Origin of the sequence: Microbulbifer sp. CAU 1566 (assembly GCF_023156515.1) — a bacterium.
Lineage (GTDB): Bacteria > Pseudomonadota > Gammaproteobacteria > Pseudomonadales > Cellvibrionaceae > Microbulbifer.
Genome location: NZ_JALNMG010000003.1, coordinates 250699 through 267715, shown reverse-complemented (window position 1 = coordinate 267715; position 17017 = coordinate 250699). Strand labels below are relative to the sequence as shown.

Genomic DNA, 17017 nt, shown 5'->3' with positions numbered 1-17017 from the left:
TTGAATGTCCCCTGGGGCTCCACCCAAAGGACCGGTTTGCAGGTGTACCAGCGAGGTGTATATTGGTCGGGCCGATAACGGATTTCCGCATCGGTCGTCAACTGGATGAATTGGGAAGGGGCAGAAAAAGGACCTTCAGATGGTGGTTTCCGAGAGGTTTGAAAACCGGGTTACTTCGGAAGTTTCTGACAGCGGGGAAGCGCTGGTTATCCGTGTGGTCGGTAACTTTGACTTTAACTTGCACCGGGAATTTCAGCGGGCCTATCGCAATGTGGCACCGCCTCCCAAAGTCTTTCTGGTAGACCTTTCCGCAACCGATCATCTCGACAGTGCTGCTCTGGGTATGCTTCTGTTATTGCGTGACTATTGTGTGGAAATGGGTCGAGAAGGCTTTCAGCCCAGGGTTGAGCTGATGAATGCCAATGCCCATGTCTCCCACATTCTATCGGTGTCCAATTTCGACCGAATTTTCAGCATTCGCTGATCCCTTTCTACATGTCTGCGTTCCAGGTTCTCATAGTCGAAAGCGATGCCCGCGAGGGGGCAGCGCTGCGCCAGATCATCCACAACTGGCAATACACCAGCGCCAGCGGCAGCGCACTTCCAGCGTCGGTTCAGCTTGTCCTGGGTAGCATCGAGGCGCTGGAGATCTATGAAGAGTTTGCGCCCAATTTACTGATTTTTGGGCCGCGGGCAGCCAGAAATGCCAGCAGTGACGAAATCCGGCAGTTGCGCCAGTGCACGGGGATTGAGCCGGTGCCGATTCTCTTCGTTCTGGAGGAATCGGATGTCGGAGCCGAGGCAACCTTTTTACAGGATTGCGACGACATCCTCACCAAGCCATACAGCCCGGCGCTGGTGGAGCTCAAGCTGGCCTCCATTCGCCGGTTCTGCGAGTTCAGCCGCTCTCTGATGGCGCAGCGGGACCGGTTGCGTCGTCACCACGCCGACTTCCTTCAGGAGCAGGCCAACGCGCGGGAAATTTTCGGCAATCTCGGTAATGAGAGCTGCCTGGATGACACGCCCGCAATTCGCTATCACCTTTCTCCCCGCGCGGTTCTTAACGGCGATTTGCTGGCGGCCACACATGCGCCGGATGGCAAATTAGTGCTGATGTTGGGAGATTTCGCTGGTCACGGCCTTGCGGCAGCGGTGGGGGCGGTGCCCCTCACGTCAATTTTCTATTCGATGGTGCCGCGCGGCTTCTCCATGGCGCGGGTTCTGCGGGAGATCAACCGCAAACTCTACGGCATCCTGCCGCGGCAGATGTTCTGCTGCCTGGTCATGTTGGAGCTGGATCCCCGGCGCCAGCACTTGCGGATTTTGAATGCGGGCATGCCGAGCCCCTGCCTGAAGCGCCAGGGAGGTGAATTGCATTTGCTAGAGTCCCGCCACCTGCCATTTGGCGTGCTTTCTACCGATCAGATCGATGCGGCGGTGGTCAACCTGCGGGTCCTTCCCGGTGACCGGCTGTACCTTTGGAGTGACGGCATTCACGAGGCACGCAACAGTAAAGGGGAGCACTTCGGTGAGTCGCGGTTGTTGCAGTTGCTGCAGGCCGATTGCGGGAAAGGCTCTCAGGCATTCGATCAAATTCTGGTGGCGGTGAACGCGCATGCTGCTGAGCAGCATGACGATCTTTCCCTGGTCGAACTGGATCTGACGGATGCCTCCCTGCAGAGACGGGGTTACTCGGCAATGGACCCCTCTGGGGATCGCCGTGGCGGGCGTGTTGGACAGTGGTCGCTGAATTTCAGGCTCTCGCAGGAGGAGCTGCGCGCGGCTGATCCGCTGCCGCATCTTTTGAGTGTGGTCGGGCAGATGCCCGGCGCAGCCCGGTTTCAGGAGGATCTCGCCATTGCGCTGGGCGAGTTGTTCCGCAATGCGCTGGAGCACGGCGTATTGGAACTGGATTCCTCCATTAAGAGCACCGATGACGGCTTTATTCGCTATTACGACTTGCTGGCAGAGCGCCGCAGTCGCCTGAGTGACGGATGGGTGAGTATTTCGGTGCACTGTAGTGAGCACAAAACCGGCGGCCTCCTGACCTTGACGGTGGAAGACAGCGGCACGGGTTTTCCGGAGGTTCGTGCGCCGAGGGGCATCTATTCCGGGCGCGGTCTGGACTTATTGCAGACTGTTTGTCGTCAGGTGCACTACGCGCCGGGAAGCAGCCGGGTTGAGGCCGAGATCGCCTGGGGTGACGGTGATGGCAGTGCCAGTGACGACGGGAAAACCATGCAAAGCCCGTCAGTGCCGGTATAATACCGATTAGTTTTTCATCAGTTGCGGTGGGCAATGGCCTCAGAATCCCGAGAATACCCTGGTGGTTGTTGTCCCGCCGGGCAGTCGTTGATTGCGCGCGATCTCTCTTGCGAGCGGGACGGCCGCCTGCTGTTTGCTGACCTCAATTTCACCCTGGCGCCGGGCACCGCCCTGCAGGTAGAGGGTGCCAATGGTGCCGGCAAAAGCACCCTGATCCGCACCTTGATCGGCAGCGCTAGCGACTTCCGGGGCGAAATTTGCTGGGGTGAGCAAGCTTACCCGCGCGCGCTGACTGCCATGCGTGCCTCTCTTCTGTATATCGGGCACAACGCCGGCGTCCGCCGCGGACTCACGCCACTGGAAAACCTGGCTTGGTACGGTGCGACCCATGGTGATGCAATGGCGGCGCTCGAGCAGGTCGGGCTTTACGGTTTTGAAGATCTTCTCTGTCAGCAGCTGTCTGCCGGGCAAAACCGGCGGGTGGCTTTGGCGCGCTTGTATCTGCCCGGTGCTCAACCCCTGTGGATTCTGGATGAACCACTGGCGGCACTCGATGTTGCGGGTGTTGCCAGTCTGGAAGCGCAGATGAATCGACACCTTGAGCAGGGCGGGAGCCTGTTGCTGACATCGCACCAGCCGGTCGGGATTGCGCCACTGGCAAAGGTCAACCTGGCGGATTTCCAGCCCCAACAGAGCGATCTGGAGGTGGCCTATGGAGACTGAGCAGCTGGCAACGTCCCTATCGGCTTCAAAATCCTCCTCTATATCCACCCCTGCAGATACTGGGGCGTCCGGGATCAATTTGTCTTCCGTGAAATCAATACCGGTGGCGAATCCGGTACACGTTCCGGGGTTCCATACCCTGTTTCGAACCGAACTGACGCTGGCGGTGCGGCGCCGCTCGGAAATCATCAATCCGCTGCTGTTCTTCGTGACCGTTCTGGCGATGATGCCCCTGGGGATAGGGCCTGAGCCGGAAATGCTGGCGCGCATGGCGGCGGGGTTGATCTGGGTAATGGCTTTGCTGGCGACCCTGTTATCGCAGGAATCACTGTTTCGCGGTGATTATGAAGACGGTTCACTGGAGCAGTTGGCCCTGCAGGCTCAGCCTCTGTATTTCCCGGTACTGGCCAAAGTACTGGTGCACTGGATAGTGACCGGATTACCGTTGGCGGTTCTGTCGCCGTTGCTGGGGATGATGTTGAACCTGGACGCCGCAGGTTACTGGCCCTTGATGATTTCCCTTGCCCTGGGCACCGCCAGCCTCAGCCTGATTGGTGCCGTGGGCGCGGCACTCACGGTGGCATTGCGGCGGCCGGGCCTGTTGCTGGCGTTGATCATTATGCCCCTTTATGTGCCCGTGTTAATCTTTGGCACTGGAACAGTGCAGGCGGCGCTGGATGGCTACAGCTACGGCCCGCAACTGGCCATTCTTGGCGCCATACTGACCGCTGCGGCAGCACTGGCACCACTGGCTGCTTCGGGTGCTATCCGCATCAGCTTGGAAAACTGATTCTTTTCCGCACTTTATGGCGCCATGCGGTGCGCCATTCAGGTGAGAAAAGGACATAGGAGAAAGAAATTGTCCTGGCAATGGTTTCACAGATTAGGATCGCCGCGCTGGTTTTATCAGAAAACCAGTGCCTGGCTGCCGTGGTTGGGTGCTGTCAGCCTGCTATTACTGGCCGTAGGCTGCGTCTGGGGGCTCGGGTTCGCGCCGCAAGATGCTAAGCAGGGCAACAGCTACCGCATCATCTATATCCATGTGCCGGCGGCGTTCCTCGCCCTGGCCGGCTATTACATCATGGCAATCTGCGGTGCCATCGGCCTGATCTGGAAAATGAAGCTGTCGTTTGTGGTCATGCGTGCGGCGGCGCCTATCGGAGCCGCGCTGACCTTTATCGCGCTGTTCACCGGTGCCGTGTGGGGCAAGCCCACCTGGGGTACTTACTGGGTCTGGGATGCGCGCATTACCTCCATGTTGCTACTGTTTTTCCTCTACCTGGGGGTGATGGCCCTGTCCGGTGCTTTTAGTCGTGAGCAATCTGGCGATAAGGCCAGTGCACTGTTGGCACTGGTGGGCACGGTGAATATCCCGATTATTTACAAGTCTGTTGACTGGTGGTTCACCTTGCACCAGCCCGCCACGCTCAAACTCACCGAAGCCAGCACCATCGATCCGAGTATGTTCTACCCGTTGATCACCATGATCGCCGGGTTTTACCTTTTTTATGCCTGGGTGCTGACCCTGCACACCCGCACCCTGATCCTGCAGCGCGAGTGGCGGACCCAGTGGGTGCGTGAGCTCATGGGGCAGCCCGCAGCGCAATCCAGCAGCGCAGCCAGGGCCTGAGGAGGCAACCATGCAATTTCAATTTGATGGTTTGGCCAGTTTCCTGGCCATGAACGGACACGGCCCCTATGTCTGGGCCTCCTACGGAGTGGCCATTCTGGTACTGGGCACCCTGGCCGTCGCGCCTCTGCTGCGCCAGCGCAAGATGCGGCAGGAATTTGCCCGCCAGCTGCGCCAGGAAGAAGCCCGCCGCAGAGCCAAGGCGAGCCGCGAACAGCAGCCACAACCGGAACCGGCGGGCTGAACCCTTCCGCCACCGAACTTTATTGATTAAGCAGGACAAGCATGCATCCAGCCCGTAAACAGCGCCTGATTCTGGTGCTCCTCCTGGTGGTACTCTCCAGTGCCGCTATTGGTTTCGTGACCTACGCCATGCGCTCGAACATGGACTATTTCTATGCGCCCAGCGCCTTCGCTGCCGGCGAAGTGCCATTTGAGAAGCGCATCCGGGCCGGTGGCTGCGTGGTGCCCGGCAGTATCGTGCGCGACGGCAATTCACTCGATGTGAAATTTGCCATCACCGATGGCGAAGCCGAGCTGGAAGTGGTGTTCGACAAAATCCTGCCGGACCTTTTTGCCGAAGGTGAGGCTGCGGTTGTGACAGGCAAGCTTGAGCAGGGCGGTTATGTGCGCGCGGATCAGGTACTGGCGAAGCACGATGAGTCCTATACGCCACCGGAAGTGGCTGAGTCCATGCGCGGCGAAGTGACCTGTCAAGGGGGCGCCAAGATATGAGTCCTGAGCTGGGGCACTTCGCCCTGATTGTCGGCCTGTTGCTATCGGTGGCGCTGTCGGTAGTGCCAATCCTGGGCACCTATACCGGCCGGGTTTTGTGGATGGATACCGCTCGCCCCCTGTCATTGGGGGTGTTGACGTTTACCGCGCTGGCGTTTGTATGCCTGACGGTCGCCTTTGTGAACAGCGATTTTACCGTTGCCTACGTCGCCCAGAACTCCAACAGCATTCTGCCGATGGTGTACAAGGTGACGGCGGTCTGGGGTGGCCACGAGGGGTCAATCCTGCTGTGGTTGCTGATGCTCGCAGGCTGGACGGCGGCGGTGGCCCTGTTCAGCCGGCAGTTACCGGCGGTGCTGGTGGCTCGAGTGCTCTCGGTGCTGGGAATGCTGCTGATCGGTTTTTTCCTGTTCATCCTGCTTACATCCAATCCCTTTGACCGCATCCTGCCATTTCCGCCGGCGGATGGGGGCGACCTCAACCCGCTGCTGCAGGACCCGGGGATGATCATTCACCCGCCGCTTCTGTATATGGGGTATGTGGGTTTCTCGGTGGCCTTTGCCTTTGCCATCGCGGCACTGCTGGAGGGCAAACTTGATGCCGCCTGGGCCCGTTGGGCGCGTCCATGGACCGCAGTTGCCTGGTCTTTCCTCACCCTCGGTATCGCGTTGGGCAGCTGGTGGGCCTACTACGAGCTGGGTTGGGGCGGCTGGTGGTTCTGGGATCCGGTGGAGAATGCCTCTTTTATGCCCTGGCTGGTGGGCACCGCATTACTGCACTCACTGGCGGTTACCGAAAAGCGCGGACTCTTCCGCAGCTGGACCATTCTGCTGTCTATTTTTGCGTTCAGCCTGAGCCTGCTGGGAACCTTTCTGGTGCGCTCCGGTGTGCTGACCTCGGTACACGCGTTTGCTACTGACCCGCTGCGCGGTGGTTTTATCCTGGCGTTCCTGGCCATCGTGGTGGGGGCTTCGCTACTTCTGTTTGCCCTGCGTGCACCCGCAGTAAGCGCCGGCAGCGTTTTTTCTTTCCGCGCGCGGGAGACCTTCCTGCTGGGTAATAACCTGGTACTGGTGCTGATCATGGGGATGGTGCTCACGGGCACGCTCTACCCACTGCTGGCGGACGCGCTTGGCTGGGGCAAAATCAGTGTTGGGCCGCCGTTCTTCAATCTGTTTTTTGTGCCTCTGATGTTGGTACTTTGCGTTTTGCTGGGCATGGGTATTCATGCAAACTGGAAAGACAGCCAGTTGCCCAAACTGGTGAAAGCCTGGGGCCTGCCGGCACTGGTCGCCGCAATCGGCGCTCCGCTGCTCACACTGCTTGCTGGTGATTTTCACTGGGGCGCCATGCTCGGGTTGTTTGCCGGTTTGTGGGTCATAGCTGCCAGCGTGGCCGATATCCTGGCTAAGTCTCGCAATGCTGACTCCCTGTGGTCGGGCTTGAAGCGCCAGCGGGCCAGTTATTACGGTATGCATCTTGGCCATATTGGCCTCGCGCTTTCCGTGCTGGGCGTTGCACTGACTTCCGTCTACAGCATTGAGAAAGACTTGCGGATGTCACCGGGGCAGAGCGCGGAAATGTCCGGTTTCGAATTCACCTTTGAGGGTGTGCGTCAGGTGAGGGGCCCCAATTACCGCGCTTCCGAAGGTGTGGTTGTGGTTCGCCGGAACGGTAAGGTTACCGCCGAGTTGCACCCGCAAAAACGCCAGTACCTGTCGGGTGGCAATGTGATGACCGAGGCCGCCATCGACACTACGCTGTTCCGCGACCTTTATGTCGCACTGGGCGACCCGCTGGATAAAAACCATATCGGTGGCGACTGGGCGGTGCGCCTGCAGTACAAAGCTTTCGTTGTCTGGATCTGGTTGGGCGCAGCGTTGATGGCCCTGGGTGGGGCAATCGCCGTTGCCGACAAGCGGTACCGCAAAGTGAAAGTAGCGCAGGCCAACAAGGCGTCTGCGGTGGGCGGCCGCTCTCTCGCGGGAACTTGAGTCGCAGCAAGTCTGCGGCGTCTTATTCTGTCGGCTGCGCAGGCTTGCGTGGGTGTGGCCGGGAAGGCCGAAAAGAAGTAACTGGGAACACAAACCTGATGGCAAGGTTGAAACTTTTTTTACCGCTGATCATCTTCGCTGCGCTGGCAGTACTTTTCTGGCGTGGCCTGTCCCTGAACCCTCAGGATATGCCGTCGGCACTGCTGAACAAGCCGGTGCCGGAGTTTGCGCTGCTGGATGTGGAGTCCAATCGTGAGCTGAAGAAATCGGACCTCCCGCAAAAGCCGTTGCTGTTGAATGTGTGGGCGACCTGGTGTGTTTCCTGCCGGGTGGAGCATCCGTACCTGAACAAGCTGGCGGAAGAGGGTGTGCCGATCGTCGGTATCAATCTCAAAGACGAAAACGAAGCTGCGCAGAAATGGCTGGAAAAATTCCACAACCCCTACCTGTTTTCCGTGTCTGATGAGGAAGGGCGCCTGGCCATGGATCTCGGTGTTTTTGGCGCGCCGGAGACTTTCCTGGTGGACGCCGGCGGCACCATTCGCTGTAAACATGTAGGTGTAGTCGATGACCGCATCTGGCAGACCAAGCTGCAGCCGTTGTATGAGCGCTTACAGACACAATCCTGGGATGAGTTTTCCGGTGAGCTATCAGATTCCCTGCTCTCCCGTTGTCACTGAAACCGAAGAAAAGAAGAGCCGCTTTATCTGCTGGTTAGGACCAGTAACCGATAAAGCGGCTTTTTTGCATGTGCTGGAAAAAGTTCGCAGTGAGTATCCGGACGCGTCCCATCACTGCACCGCGCTGGTCATCGGCAATCCCTCCAACCCCGATACCATGCAGGCCGGTGACGATGGTGAGCCCGGCGGAAGTGCCGGTCGGCCAATGCTGGAGCTATTGCTGAAGCAGGGGGTTGGCAATGTTGGTGCGATAGTGACTCGCTACTTTGGCGGCACCAAGCTAGGAGTAGGGGGCTTGATGCGGGCCTACCGCGGAGCGGTCGGTGCAGCCCTGCAGCAGGCGGAATTGAAAACATTTATCCCGTTGATCAATGCAGAGGTCTGTTGCGATTTTTCGGAAGAATCGCGAGTGCGTTTTCTCATCTCTCAGCACCTGGGCAGCTGTAACGACGCCGCTTACAGTGACAAAGTGCAGTTGCCGATCCAGTTGCCCGCCGATCAGTGGCCCGCGCTCAAGGCACAGCTGCAGGCCGAAGGCATTGCGTGCAAGACGCTGGAGCCCCACTAGAAACCAGGCTGCCAGTAGCGATTCAGGCTGAAGTTTGGGTTGCTGTCGCCGATGCAATAATGTCTTCCGGTTTTACCCCTTCACTCAGTAATCTCGCGCCCCCTGGCAGTACTAGTGCTGATCCGGTGGCCATTGCCACCCGTTTGCCTTCTGCGTTCAGGATTTCGCAGGAGGAAACCCGCAGCTGCCGACCGCGGTGATGTACTTTGCCTGTCAGTGTTAATGGGCCCGAGTCAATATTGGCCGGGCGGGTAAAGCGAATATGCATGTCCAGGTTCGCGAAAATATCCCCGGCAGGCAGGGTCGAATAGACCGCAGCGCCCATGGTGAAATCTGCCGCCCAGGCCAGCAGCCCGCCATTAATCGAGAAACTCCCGTTGGAAAACCAGGGTGACGAGGGCAGTGTTGATTGGCATACCCCATCATCAATTTGTGTGGCGCGATAGCCGGTGAAGTTCCAGATGGGATGTGAGCGCCCTTCGCGTATGGTCGCTCGCTGCAGTTCAATGGGGGTGGCGTCCCCGAATTCACTCAAGGTGCAGAAGTCCGATAGAGGCACGGGGCGGAGATAAGGGTCCTGCGGGTTGGTTGGTCCTAAATCTGGCGGCGGAAATTGTTCACTTTGATCCACCGGGAAGTCTGCAATCAGACAGCGCGAACTGCCGAAGGCGAGGGTGCGCCCCTGGTGGTCACTGATGCGCACCGTCGACAGACCCACCTGGCTCCCCGAGTGCACGGTTTCTGCATGGCCAATAATGCTTGAGGTCTGCTCCGTTAGCGGACGCACATAGCTGATATTGAGCTCCGATGTGGTCAATACCTTGGCGGGAGGAAGCGTGGTCCAGATCGCAGAGGCCAGCGGTGAATCCGCAAACAGTGCGTAAATTCCGCCCCAGTAAACCCCGGTGCCGTCCGCCAGCCAGGGGGTTACAGGCATGGAAAAAGTGGCCTTTCCCAGCCCTGCCTCGGTGGGGTGCATGCCGGTGAATCGCCAGATTGGTGGCAAGGGAAGGTCACCGTGTATGTAGCGCCTGAAGGTATCCAGTCCCGGTTGCTGCAGAGCCCGCAGATCGGCGATAGCGCCGCGGTAAGGTTCGTCGGTGATGTTCGCCATTACCATCTCCTTGAGTGACAACCTGATGTTAGGGTCCGCGATGCGCAGGCTCTACGCAAAATCCGGTGCCTTGCCCGCCACCGCACTGGCGTCCAATTTGTGCTCCTTTTGTGCGGCAGTGCATTCTCCGCAGATTTCTCGAAATTCCTGTCGCCAATCCCCTCTCCGTTGATTGACAGCGTTGTCAGCTCGGCGCAATTTTGACAGCGCTGTCGACCACGAGTTGAGAGTGTTATCTGTGCAATACGCCTTCAGAAGAGGCGACCGCCTCCGCTCCATCGAGCAAATTCCTTGCAGTACTGAATTCTCTAATCGGAGCCGGGTGGTGCACCCGGCTTTCCTCCGACTCTTCGACTGGGAGAAGAAGACAAGATGCAACAAACAACAATAAAAAGGATGTTGAAATCGGGCGCGCTGTTGTGTGGCTTGCTGGCCAGCACCGCCGTGGCGGCCTACGACTGCAGTCAAATTCCGGAATATCAGGACGGCGCCAGTTACAGCACTGGCAGCCAGGTGCAAAGTGAAGGCACCGCTTACCAGTGTGATGTGGGCGGTTGGTGCAGCCAGGGCAGTGCTTATGCACCGGGAAGCGGTTGGGCCTGGAATCACGCCTGGAGTGACCTGGGTGCTTGTGACGCACCGGGCTCCAGCAGCAGTTCCAGCTCGGGAGGGACCGCGAGTAGTTCAGGTTCCAGTTCCGGCACCAGTAGCAGCTCGGGTAGCTCTTCCGGTGGAGGTGACTGTCAGCAGTATATAGCGGGTGCGGCCTACGCTGCCGGCGATGTGGTGGCGAATGCCAGCGGCTTCTATGCCTGCTCCGTCGCCGGTTGGTGTTCGTCTGGTAACAGTGCCTATGAGCCCGGAGTCGGCTGGGCCTGGGCGCAGGCGTGGAGCGCAACGACAGCAGAAGCCTGCGCCGGAGGCAGTAGTAGCGGTGGCGGCAGTGGTGGCGGTACAGTGCCGGACGCCTATTTCTGCGCGCCGGAATGGCAGACGGGCACCCTGTATACCGCCGGTAGTGTGGTTGCCTATCAGGGCGTCGCTTATCGCGCACTGGTGGATACCCACTCCATCGCCCCGGATAACACCGCCTACCCGGGCCAGTGGGAAACTGCGGGATACCCGGATGAAGCGCTTTGCCCGGTTCCGATTCCCAATACCATTGATTACGGCGAGCCACAGCCGGTTGAGGGCAACCTGAATGCCGGCGTGGTGAATGACACCGGATCCATTGCGGCAGCCCGTATTGCAGACAGCCAATCTACCCTCACGGGTACCCGGGGAGGGGTAAATCCATCTACCGACAATGGCGGCGATCATGGCGGCCTGGATGTCGACAACGGTGCGCGCGGTTCCAAGCTGGTTCCCGGTAACCTTGCGCTACAACACAATACCTACGACCTCAGTGCGGGAACCGAAATCGTTACCTATATCGGTGATTGGGCCATTTACGGTCGCCAGTACGATTTCACCAGGCTGCCCGCATCCAACCTCCACCGTATTGTGTACGGCTTTGCCGGTATCTGTTATCCCGATGCTAAAAATGAGCAGGACGGTGGATTCCCCACTTCGGCACCGGCCGCAGTCATGCGCACCTGCAACCAGAGCGGCCTGCCCGATGGTGCTGTGGCGGTAGCGGATTTTGAAGCTGCATTCCTGCGGGATGTCGGTGTCGCGCCCAATGGAGTGGTCGGCACAGAGAGCATGTACGAGCTCGACAAAGACAAGGTAGGTGGTGTTTTCGGTGTGCTTTATCAGTTGCGCCAGGAGAATCCGCAATTGAAGCTGGATCTCTCTGTGGGTGGCTGGACCCTGTCGGAAGGTTTTCCGTGGATGGCGCACGACCCGGAAAGACGCAAAGTGTTTGTGGATTCCGTGGTGCACTTCCTTGAGCGTTTTGATTTCGACGGCGTCGATATTGATTGGGAGTACCCCGGAAGTGATGGCGCCGTGGTCGGTATGGCGCGGGAGGACGACGGTGAAAATTACGTGACGCTTATTCGTGAGCTGCGTGCGGGCATGGACTGGCTGTCAGAAAAAACCGGTAAATCCTACCGCCTGTCTTCCGCTATTCCCGCGGGCCTCGGCCGTCTCGAAAAGATCGACTGGCCGCAGGTGCACCCCTATATGGATCGGCTATACGCCATGACCTACGACCTAACCGGTGCCTGGGAGCGGGAGCTGTCTCACCATACTCCGTTGTATACCAACCCGATGGCGGTCGGCTCGTCTGCAGGCACCTCTGCGGACTGGACGCTGAACTACCTGAAGAGCCTGGGCGTGCCCGCGAACAAATTGATGATCGGGGCCGCCAATTATCATCGCTCCAAAGCCACCAATCCCGGGGATATTTCCGAATACACCTACGGGCTGACGGGCTCCAGCAGTTACGGCGACAGCAACTGGACAGGGGCGGAGCTGATTCTTGGCGTGGCCGGTCTGGGCTCCTGGGAGGCCGGTGTAATCGAGGGATATGACCTCTACCAGAATTATCTGGATCGCACTATGGCGCCCCGCAATGGTTACTGGCTGTATACCGACAAAGAAGCCAATGCTGATTACCTGTTCAATGACAGTATCGGTGCGTTTATTTCGGTGGAAACGCCACGCACCGTTGCACTCAAGGCGCAGTACGCAAAAGACAATGGTCTCGCCGGTATCTTCTTCTGGATGGCAGAGCAGGACAATGGCTACAACCTGAATACGGTTAACCATGTGCTGGGCAATCCGTTGATCAGTAACAGCGCTGACGGCAACCCTGCGGACCAGATACCGGTTTGCGGGCGTAATCTCACCGTGGCGGAATGTGAATCCCTGATCGCGCCACTTCAATAACAACCTCGTATTGATCAGGCACTGCGAAGATATTTTCGCAGTGCTTGGTTATTTTCATTGAATAAAAATAATGGTGAAGCTATGAAAACGGTTTTTACGGCAGTCGCCCTTCGGTGGGGGCTGGGAATTTTACTCTCCGCACTTGCCAGCGTCGCATCGGCAGTCGATTGCTCTGGTTTGCCTGCCTGGAACAGCGCGGGTGCCTACAACGGTGGCGCTCAGGTGCAGCATGATGGCACAGCCTATCAGGCGAACTGGTGGAGTCAGGGGAAAAATCCCGCGCAGTATTCCGGGCAGTGGCAGGAGTGGAGTGTTACCGGACAGTGCGATGGTGGCAGCTCATCCTCCAGTTCCTCATCCAGTTCTTCTTCAAGCTCTTCATCCAGCTCGTCATCTTCTTCCGGATCCTCGTCAGGCAGTTCGTCCGGTGCCGGTAGTTGCACTGCGCCGGACTATGTCGCCGGCACTGCCTATGTGGCGGGGGAGCGGGTGCGGAATCTTGGCAATGAATATCAGTGTGATATTGCCGGCTGGTGCTCGTCGGCATCGGCCTGGGCCTATGCACCGGGAGAGGGAACCTATTGGGAGCACGCCTGGACCCAGGTGGCGAGCTGCGGTGGTACGTCTAGTAGTTCATCCAGCAGTTCATCGGGTAGTTCTTCATCATCCGGTTCTTCGTCTGGTAGTTCTTCGGGAGGGTCCAGCGGTGGTAATAGTGATCGGATCATCTCGGGCTACTGGCACAACTTTGACAATGGTTCTGGTGTGATTCCCATTGCCGAGGTGTCCGATGCCTTTGATGCAATCAATGTGTCATTTGCGGAGCCTACCGGTGCTGCGCCTGGCGAAATCGGCTTCACGCTGGATCCGCTGTTTGATGAGCAGCAGTTCAGGGCGGGGGTTCAGTCCAAGCAAGCGGCGGGCAAAAAAATCATTATCAGTATTGGCGGTGCCAATGGTCAGGTGCGACTGGAAACGGCTCAGGCGCGAGACAATTTTGTCCGCTCGATGATCGAAATCATCGATCGTTACGGATTTGATGGTTTGGATGTGGACTTTGAGGGGCACTCCCTAGAGTTGAACGCAGGTGATGTCGACTTCCGCAATCCGACAACGCCGGTGATTGTGCATTTGATCGAAGCACTTCAGGCATTGAAATCCCATTACGGTGAAGCATTCATGCTTACCATGGCTCCGGAAACCTTTTTCGTGCAGCTGGGTTACAGCTTTTACGGTGGCTCTTGCTCGGGCTGTGACCGGCGCGCGGGTGCGTATCTGCCGGTGATTCACGCCATGCGCGATGATCTGGATTGGCTGCAGGTGCAGCACTACAACTCCGGTGCCATCATCGGTCTTGATGATCAGTATCACACCATGGGCGTAGCGGATTTTCATATTGCCATGGCAGATATGGTGTTGACGGGCTTTAACGTCGGCGGCGATCCGAATTATTTCTTCCCGCCGCTGCGGCAAGATCAGGTTCTAATCGGGTTGCCGGCGAATGTGAACGCGGGTGGGGGATTTACCTCGGTGAGTGAAGTGCACACTGCACTCAACTGTTTAGTGAAGCTGCAGGGGTGCACCACCTACACACCGCATACCAGTACCGGTTGGACCGGACTGCGGGGGCTGATGACCTGGTCAATCAACTGGGATAAATTCAATAGCTTTGAATTTTCGACAGAGCACCGGGCGTATCTGGATTCGCTTTGAGTAAAGCATCCGTGTAAATGCAGTGTCGGCGTAAATATAAAAAGCTCACACCCTGGTGTGAGCTTTTTCTTGTCGCTCTGAGGCAGGAAGCACATACAAAAAAGGCCCACACTTTCGTGTGAGCCTTTTCTGTATGTGGCGGACCGGACGGGACTCGAACCCGCGACCTCCGGCGTGACAGGCCGGCATTCTAACCAACTGAACTACCGGTCCGCATTCCTGTTTTCCCTTTGAAAAATCTGCCAAGCAGATGAAAGGGAAGTGGTGGGTGGTACAGGGGTCGAACCTGTGACCTACGGCTTGTAAGGCCGCCGCTCTCCCAACTGAGCTAACCACCCCGCGTCAGGAGCTGCGTATAGTAATGATTTTTTTTGGGGCGTCAACGCTTTCTGAAAATTTTTTTGAGATTCAAAGAGTTAAGCGGTTTGTGCGGCGGACGCGGGGGCTGTACCAAGTGGACAGGAGCCAGTATTCACAACGGGTGTAGGGCTGTCGTGGCGCTGCTATAATCGGATCAATTTCCAAACGGCCACACTGTCCGCCGGAGAAAACCTGTGCCGAAAAAAATCACATATATGCCCCTGGTCACTGCGTTGACCTTGTTCATCCTCCTGGTCACCAAGGCTTCTCTCAGTCTGGCCTCGGTTGAAATCGAGCAGCTATCCACCCCGGAGTTGCAGGCGCGCTACCAGGTACTGATTGAGGAAATGCGTTGCCCTAAATGTCAGAACCAGAATCTTGCCGGCTCAGATTCCATGGTGGCGACGGATTTGCGACGGGAGATCCGCCGCCTGCTGGAGGAGGGCTTCAGCGATCAGGAAGTCAATGAATACATGGTGGCGCGCTATGGTGATTTTGTACTGTACCGGCCGCCGCTTCAGCGCAACACTCTGGCACTGTGGCTGGCGCCGGGTGTGTTTGCAGCCCTTGGCTTGCTCACCCTGATTGTTATTGTGGTGCGTTCACGCAATGGTCGTGGCGGGCGCCAGGGTGACGAAACGGATACCTTAAGCCCTGAAGAGCAGCGGCGCTTGGCGCAGTTACTGGACGGCAGTGGGCACCGCGAGATAGAGAGCGGAATAGCGAACGGGATAGAGAGTGGAAGCAAGAACAATGATTGATCTCTGGTTGATGTTGGCGCTATTGCTGCTGCCTCTGGCGTTTTTTATTGCCTGGCCGATGTTTCGCCAGGGCAGGAGGCTCCCTGGTCCGGATCACAATACAGAAGTATCTGCGCAGGCGGCGTTGTTCAAGGAGCACCTGGCAGAGCTGGACACCTCGCTAGCCACCGGCGCTATTGGCGATGCGCAATACCAGTCGTTAAAGGCGGAGCTTGCACGCAAGTTGCTCGCGGAAGAGGGCGAAGGTTACCGTTTGCGCAAGCAGCACAGCGGCGGTCGCGGGCTGCTGTTCGGTCTGGCGTTTCTGTTGCCTTTCGCGGCGGTGGGCCTGTATTTCACGTGGGGCGCGCACAATGACCTGGCGCTTTACCGGGATATCGTCGCCAGCCAGGCGGGCGAGACCGATATGGTGGCCGAGGCGCGGATTACCCAGCATTTGCGAGAAAGAGCCGAAACGCACCCGGAAGACCTCTCCAGTCGCTACGTACTTGCCCAGCGCCTTTTGGTCAGTAATGACATCAAGGGCGCGGTCGCGGAATACCGTTACATCGTTGCGCACGAGCCCCAGGCGTCGAATATTCGTGCAGAGTTGGCTCAGGCGCTGTTCTTTGCCAGCGGCTCCCAGGTGACACCTGAGGTGCTTAAAGAAGTCAGTCTGGTGCTGGAGGCTCAGCCCAACAACAGTACTGCACTGGGGCTGGCCGGGATCGCGGCTTTTGAGCAGAAAGACTACGCAGCGGCGAAAGCGCACTGGCAGCGTGCCTTGTCGCAAATGTCGCCGGGCTCCAATGCCGCACAAGCCCTTTCTGCTGGTGTAGCCCGTGCGGAAAAAGCGCTGGCGGACGCCGGTGGCGCCGAGTCGGCCTCGGAAGCGGTTGTCGGCGCTGCGCCGGCACCGGCGGCTGACTCTGTGAGGGTGGCCGGAACCGCGGGGCAGGGCGCTGCGGAGGGTGGCGCTGGCGAAAACCGTATATCGGTCAAAGTCACCCTCGCGAGCACCGTTCAGGCTGCTCCCGACACCCCGGTTTTCATCTATGCGCGCACCGCGGAAAGCCCCATGCCCCTTGCCATTGTGCGCATGAGTGCGGCGGATCTTCCGGCGGAGGTGGTGCTGGATGAGTCCCGGGCGATGATGCCCGGGCGCAGCCTCAAGACGGTAGATGAGGTACAGGTGGTGGCGCGCCTCGCAGTAAGCGGTAATGCCCGGCCGGCACCTGGGGATTGGCAGGGTGAGGTGAAAGCTTTGCCTCGCAGTGACTGGTCCAAGCCGCTGCATATTGCCATTGACCAGAAAATTTAACGAAATACTGGCCAATTTCCCCGCTTTGCCGGGCTCTTTCCCTTCCCGGTTGCCAGACCGGGTTCCGGTGCTCAAGAAACCGCCGGCGCGTGCGGCCGGCCGGCTCGGCGCCGGGTAAGCCCGGATATCTGCTGAGCGCTATCGGGTGACCCGGTTAGCGCCCTTGAATGGTCCTGCGAATGGTCCTGCCCGGTCAAAAATAGCGCTGAAACCGCGCCCGCAGCCATGTACAATCGGCGGTTTGCAAAGATAAAACGGCGATTTGGCGGTCTTTTGGCCAGTTCGCCCCAGGTGGCTGGCAGAGTCCGTACTGCAGCGTCAGTACAGTTTTGTCGCGAT

Annotated in this window: 15 protein-coding genes and 2 tRNA genes; 14 read left to right on the top strand and 3 right to left on the bottom strand. The window is 58.4% G+C overall.

The annotated features are described in order from the left end of the window. Positions 1 to 139: 139 nt before the first annotated feature. The 10 genes from M0G74_RS09550 to M0G74_RS09505 all read left to right on the top strand — a co-directional run bounded on the left by M0G74_RS09550 (position 140) and on the right by M0G74_RS09505 (position 8595). On the top strand, positions 140 to 484 hold the full coding sequence (locus M0G74_RS09550; protein WP_160153967.1) for an STAS domain-containing protein: 345 nt from the start codon (positions 140 to 142) through the stop codon (positions 482 to 484). An 11-nt stretch (positions 485 to 495) separates the two neighbouring features. Further along, positions 496 to 2265, top strand: coding sequence for a SpoIIE family protein phosphatase (locus M0G74_RS09545; RefSeq protein WP_248216361.1), 1770 nt, complete (start codon positions 496 to 498; stop codon positions 2263 to 2265). Between the two features lie 33 nt (positions 2266 to 2298). Then, positions 2299 to 2988 carry a cytochrome c biogenesis heme-transporting ATPase CcmA gene (gene ccmA / locus M0G74_RS09540; RefSeq protein ID WP_160153965.1) on the top strand — a complete coding sequence of 230 codons (690 nt, stop codon included), beginning with the start codon at positions 2299 to 2301 and terminating at the stop codon, positions 2986 to 2988. A gap of 97 nt (positions 2989 to 3085) precedes the next feature. Then, complete coding sequence (ccmB, locus tag M0G74_RS09535; protein ID WP_248216700.1) at positions 3086 to 3778, top strand: heme exporter protein CcmB; 693 nt, start codon at positions 3086 to 3088, stop codon at positions 3776 to 3778. Positions 3779 to 3847: 69 nt separating this feature from the next. After that, positions 3848 to 4618, top strand: a complete 771-nt coding sequence (locus M0G74_RS09530; RefSeq protein WP_248216360.1) for a heme ABC transporter permease — start codon at positions 3848 to 3850, stop codon at positions 4616 to 4618. A gap of 10 nt (positions 4619 to 4628) precedes the next feature. Next, on the top strand, positions 4629 to 4862 hold the full coding sequence (ccmD, locus tag M0G74_RS09525) for a heme exporter protein CcmD (protein ID WP_160153963.1): 234 nt from the start codon (positions 4629 to 4631) through the stop codon (positions 4860 to 4862). 41 nt (positions 4863 to 4903) lie between these two features. Beyond that, positions 4904 to 5353, top strand: coding sequence for a cytochrome c maturation protein CcmE (locus M0G74_RS09520; protein WP_248216359.1), 450 nt, complete (start codon positions 4904 to 4906; stop codon positions 5351 to 5353). After that, a complete protein-coding gene (locus tag M0G74_RS09515; protein WP_248216358.1) occupies positions 5350 to 7347 on the top strand; it encodes a heme lyase CcmF/NrfE family subunit in 1998 nt (665 codons plus the stop codon). Before M0G74_RS09520 ends, M0G74_RS09515 begins: the two co-directional genes overlap by 4 nt. A gap of 98 nt (positions 7348 to 7445) precedes the next feature. Next, positions 7446 to 8027, top strand: a complete 582-nt coding sequence (locus M0G74_RS09510; RefSeq protein ID WP_248216357.1) for a DsbE family thiol:disulfide interchange protein — start codon at positions 7446 to 7448, stop codon at positions 8025 to 8027. Then, a complete protein-coding gene (locus M0G74_RS09505) occupies positions 7990 to 8595 on the top strand; it encodes a YigZ family protein (protein ID WP_248216356.1) in 606 nt (201 codons plus the stop codon). Before M0G74_RS09510 ends, M0G74_RS09505 begins: the two co-directional genes overlap by 38 nt. Before the next feature lie 22 nt (positions 8596 to 8617). Here the strand turns inward: M0G74_RS09505 and M0G74_RS09500 are convergent, their stop codons facing one another. Continuing rightward, on the bottom strand, positions 8618 to 9709 hold the full coding sequence (locus M0G74_RS09500; RefSeq protein WP_248216355.1) for a PaaI family thioesterase: 1092 nt from the start codon (positions 9707 to 9709) through the stop codon (positions 8618 to 8620). A gap of 396 nt (positions 9710 to 10105) precedes the next feature. On the opposite strand from M0G74_RS09500, the gene M0G74_RS09495 reads away from it, so the two are divergent. Then, on the top strand, positions 10106 to 12544 hold the full coding sequence (locus M0G74_RS09495) for a glycosyl hydrolase family 18 protein (RefSeq protein ID WP_248216354.1): 2439 nt from the start codon (positions 10106 to 10108) through the stop codon (positions 12542 to 12544). Between the two features lie 81 nt (positions 12545 to 12625). Beyond that, positions 12626 to 14257, top strand: a complete 1632-nt coding sequence (locus M0G74_RS09490) for a glycosyl hydrolase family 18 protein (protein ID WP_248216353.1) — start codon at positions 12626 to 12628, stop codon at positions 14255 to 14257. Between the two features lie 136 nt (positions 14258 to 14393). Here the strand turns inward: M0G74_RS09490 and M0G74_RS09485 are convergent. After that, positions 14394 to 14470, bottom strand: a tRNA-Asp gene (locus M0G74_RS09485). 49 nt (positions 14471 to 14519) lie between these two features. Continuing rightward, a tRNA-Val gene (locus tag M0G74_RS09480) sits at positions 14520 to 14595 on the bottom strand. Positions 14596 to 14811: 216 nt separating this feature from the next. Between M0G74_RS09480 and M0G74_RS09475 the strand changes: the two genes are divergently transcribed. Together M0G74_RS09475 and ccmI are read left to right on the top strand one after the other, a co-directional pair. After that, positions 14812 to 15378 carry a cytochrome c-type biogenesis protein gene (locus M0G74_RS09475; protein WP_248216352.1) on the top strand — a complete coding sequence of 189 codons (567 nt, stop codon included), beginning with the start codon at positions 14812 to 14814 and terminating at the stop codon, positions 15376 to 15378. After that, complete coding sequence (ccmI, locus tag M0G74_RS09470; protein WP_248216351.1) at positions 15356 to 16678, top strand: c-type cytochrome biogenesis protein CcmI; 1323 nt, start codon at positions 15356 to 15358, stop codon at positions 16676 to 16678. Before M0G74_RS09475 ends, ccmI begins: the two co-directional genes overlap by 23 nt. Positions 16679 to 17017: the final 339 nt, after the last annotated feature.

What these genes read in the sequence shown, in the direction of transcription:
- M0G74_RS09550 (WP_160153967.1), top strand. Translation starts at nt 140, where the DNA reads ATGGTGGTTTCCGAGAGGTTTGAAAACCGGGTTACTTCGGAAGTTTCT.
- M0G74_RS09545 (WP_248216361.1), top strand. Translation starts at nt 496, where the DNA reads ATGTCTGCGTTCCAGGTTCTCATAGTCGAAAGCGATGCCCGCGAGGGG.
- ccmA (WP_160153965.1), top strand. Translation starts at nt 2,299, where the DNA reads ATGGCCTCAGAATCCCGAGAATACCCTGGTGGTTGTTGTCCCGCCGGG.
- ccmD (WP_160153963.1), top strand. Translation starts at nt 4,629, where the DNA reads ATGCAATTTCAATTTGATGGTTTGGCCAGTTTCCTGGCCATGAACGGA.
- M0G74_RS09520 (WP_248216359.1), top strand. Translation starts at nt 4,904, where the DNA reads ATGCATCCAGCCCGTAAACAGCGCCTGATTCTGGTGCTCCTCCTGGTG.
- M0G74_RS09515 (WP_248216358.1), top strand. Translation starts at nt 5,350, where the DNA reads ATGAGTCCTGAGCTGGGGCACTTCGCCCTGATTGTCGGCCTGTTGCTA.
- M0G74_RS09510 (WP_248216357.1), top strand. Translation starts at nt 7,446, where the DNA reads ATGGCAAGGTTGAAACTTTTTTTACCGCTGATCATCTTCGCTGCGCTG.
- M0G74_RS09500 (WP_248216355.1), bottom strand. Translation starts at nt 9,709, where the DNA reads ATGGCGAACATCACCGACGAACCTTACCGCGGCGCTATCGCCGATCTG.
- M0G74_RS09495 (WP_248216354.1), top strand. Translation starts at nt 10,106, where the DNA reads ATGTTGAAATCGGGCGCGCTGTTGTGTGGCTTGCTGGCCAGCACCGCC.
- M0G74_RS09490 (WP_248216353.1), top strand. Translation starts at nt 12,626, where the DNA reads ATGAAAACGGTTTTTACGGCAGTCGCCCTTCGGTGGGGGCTGGGAATT.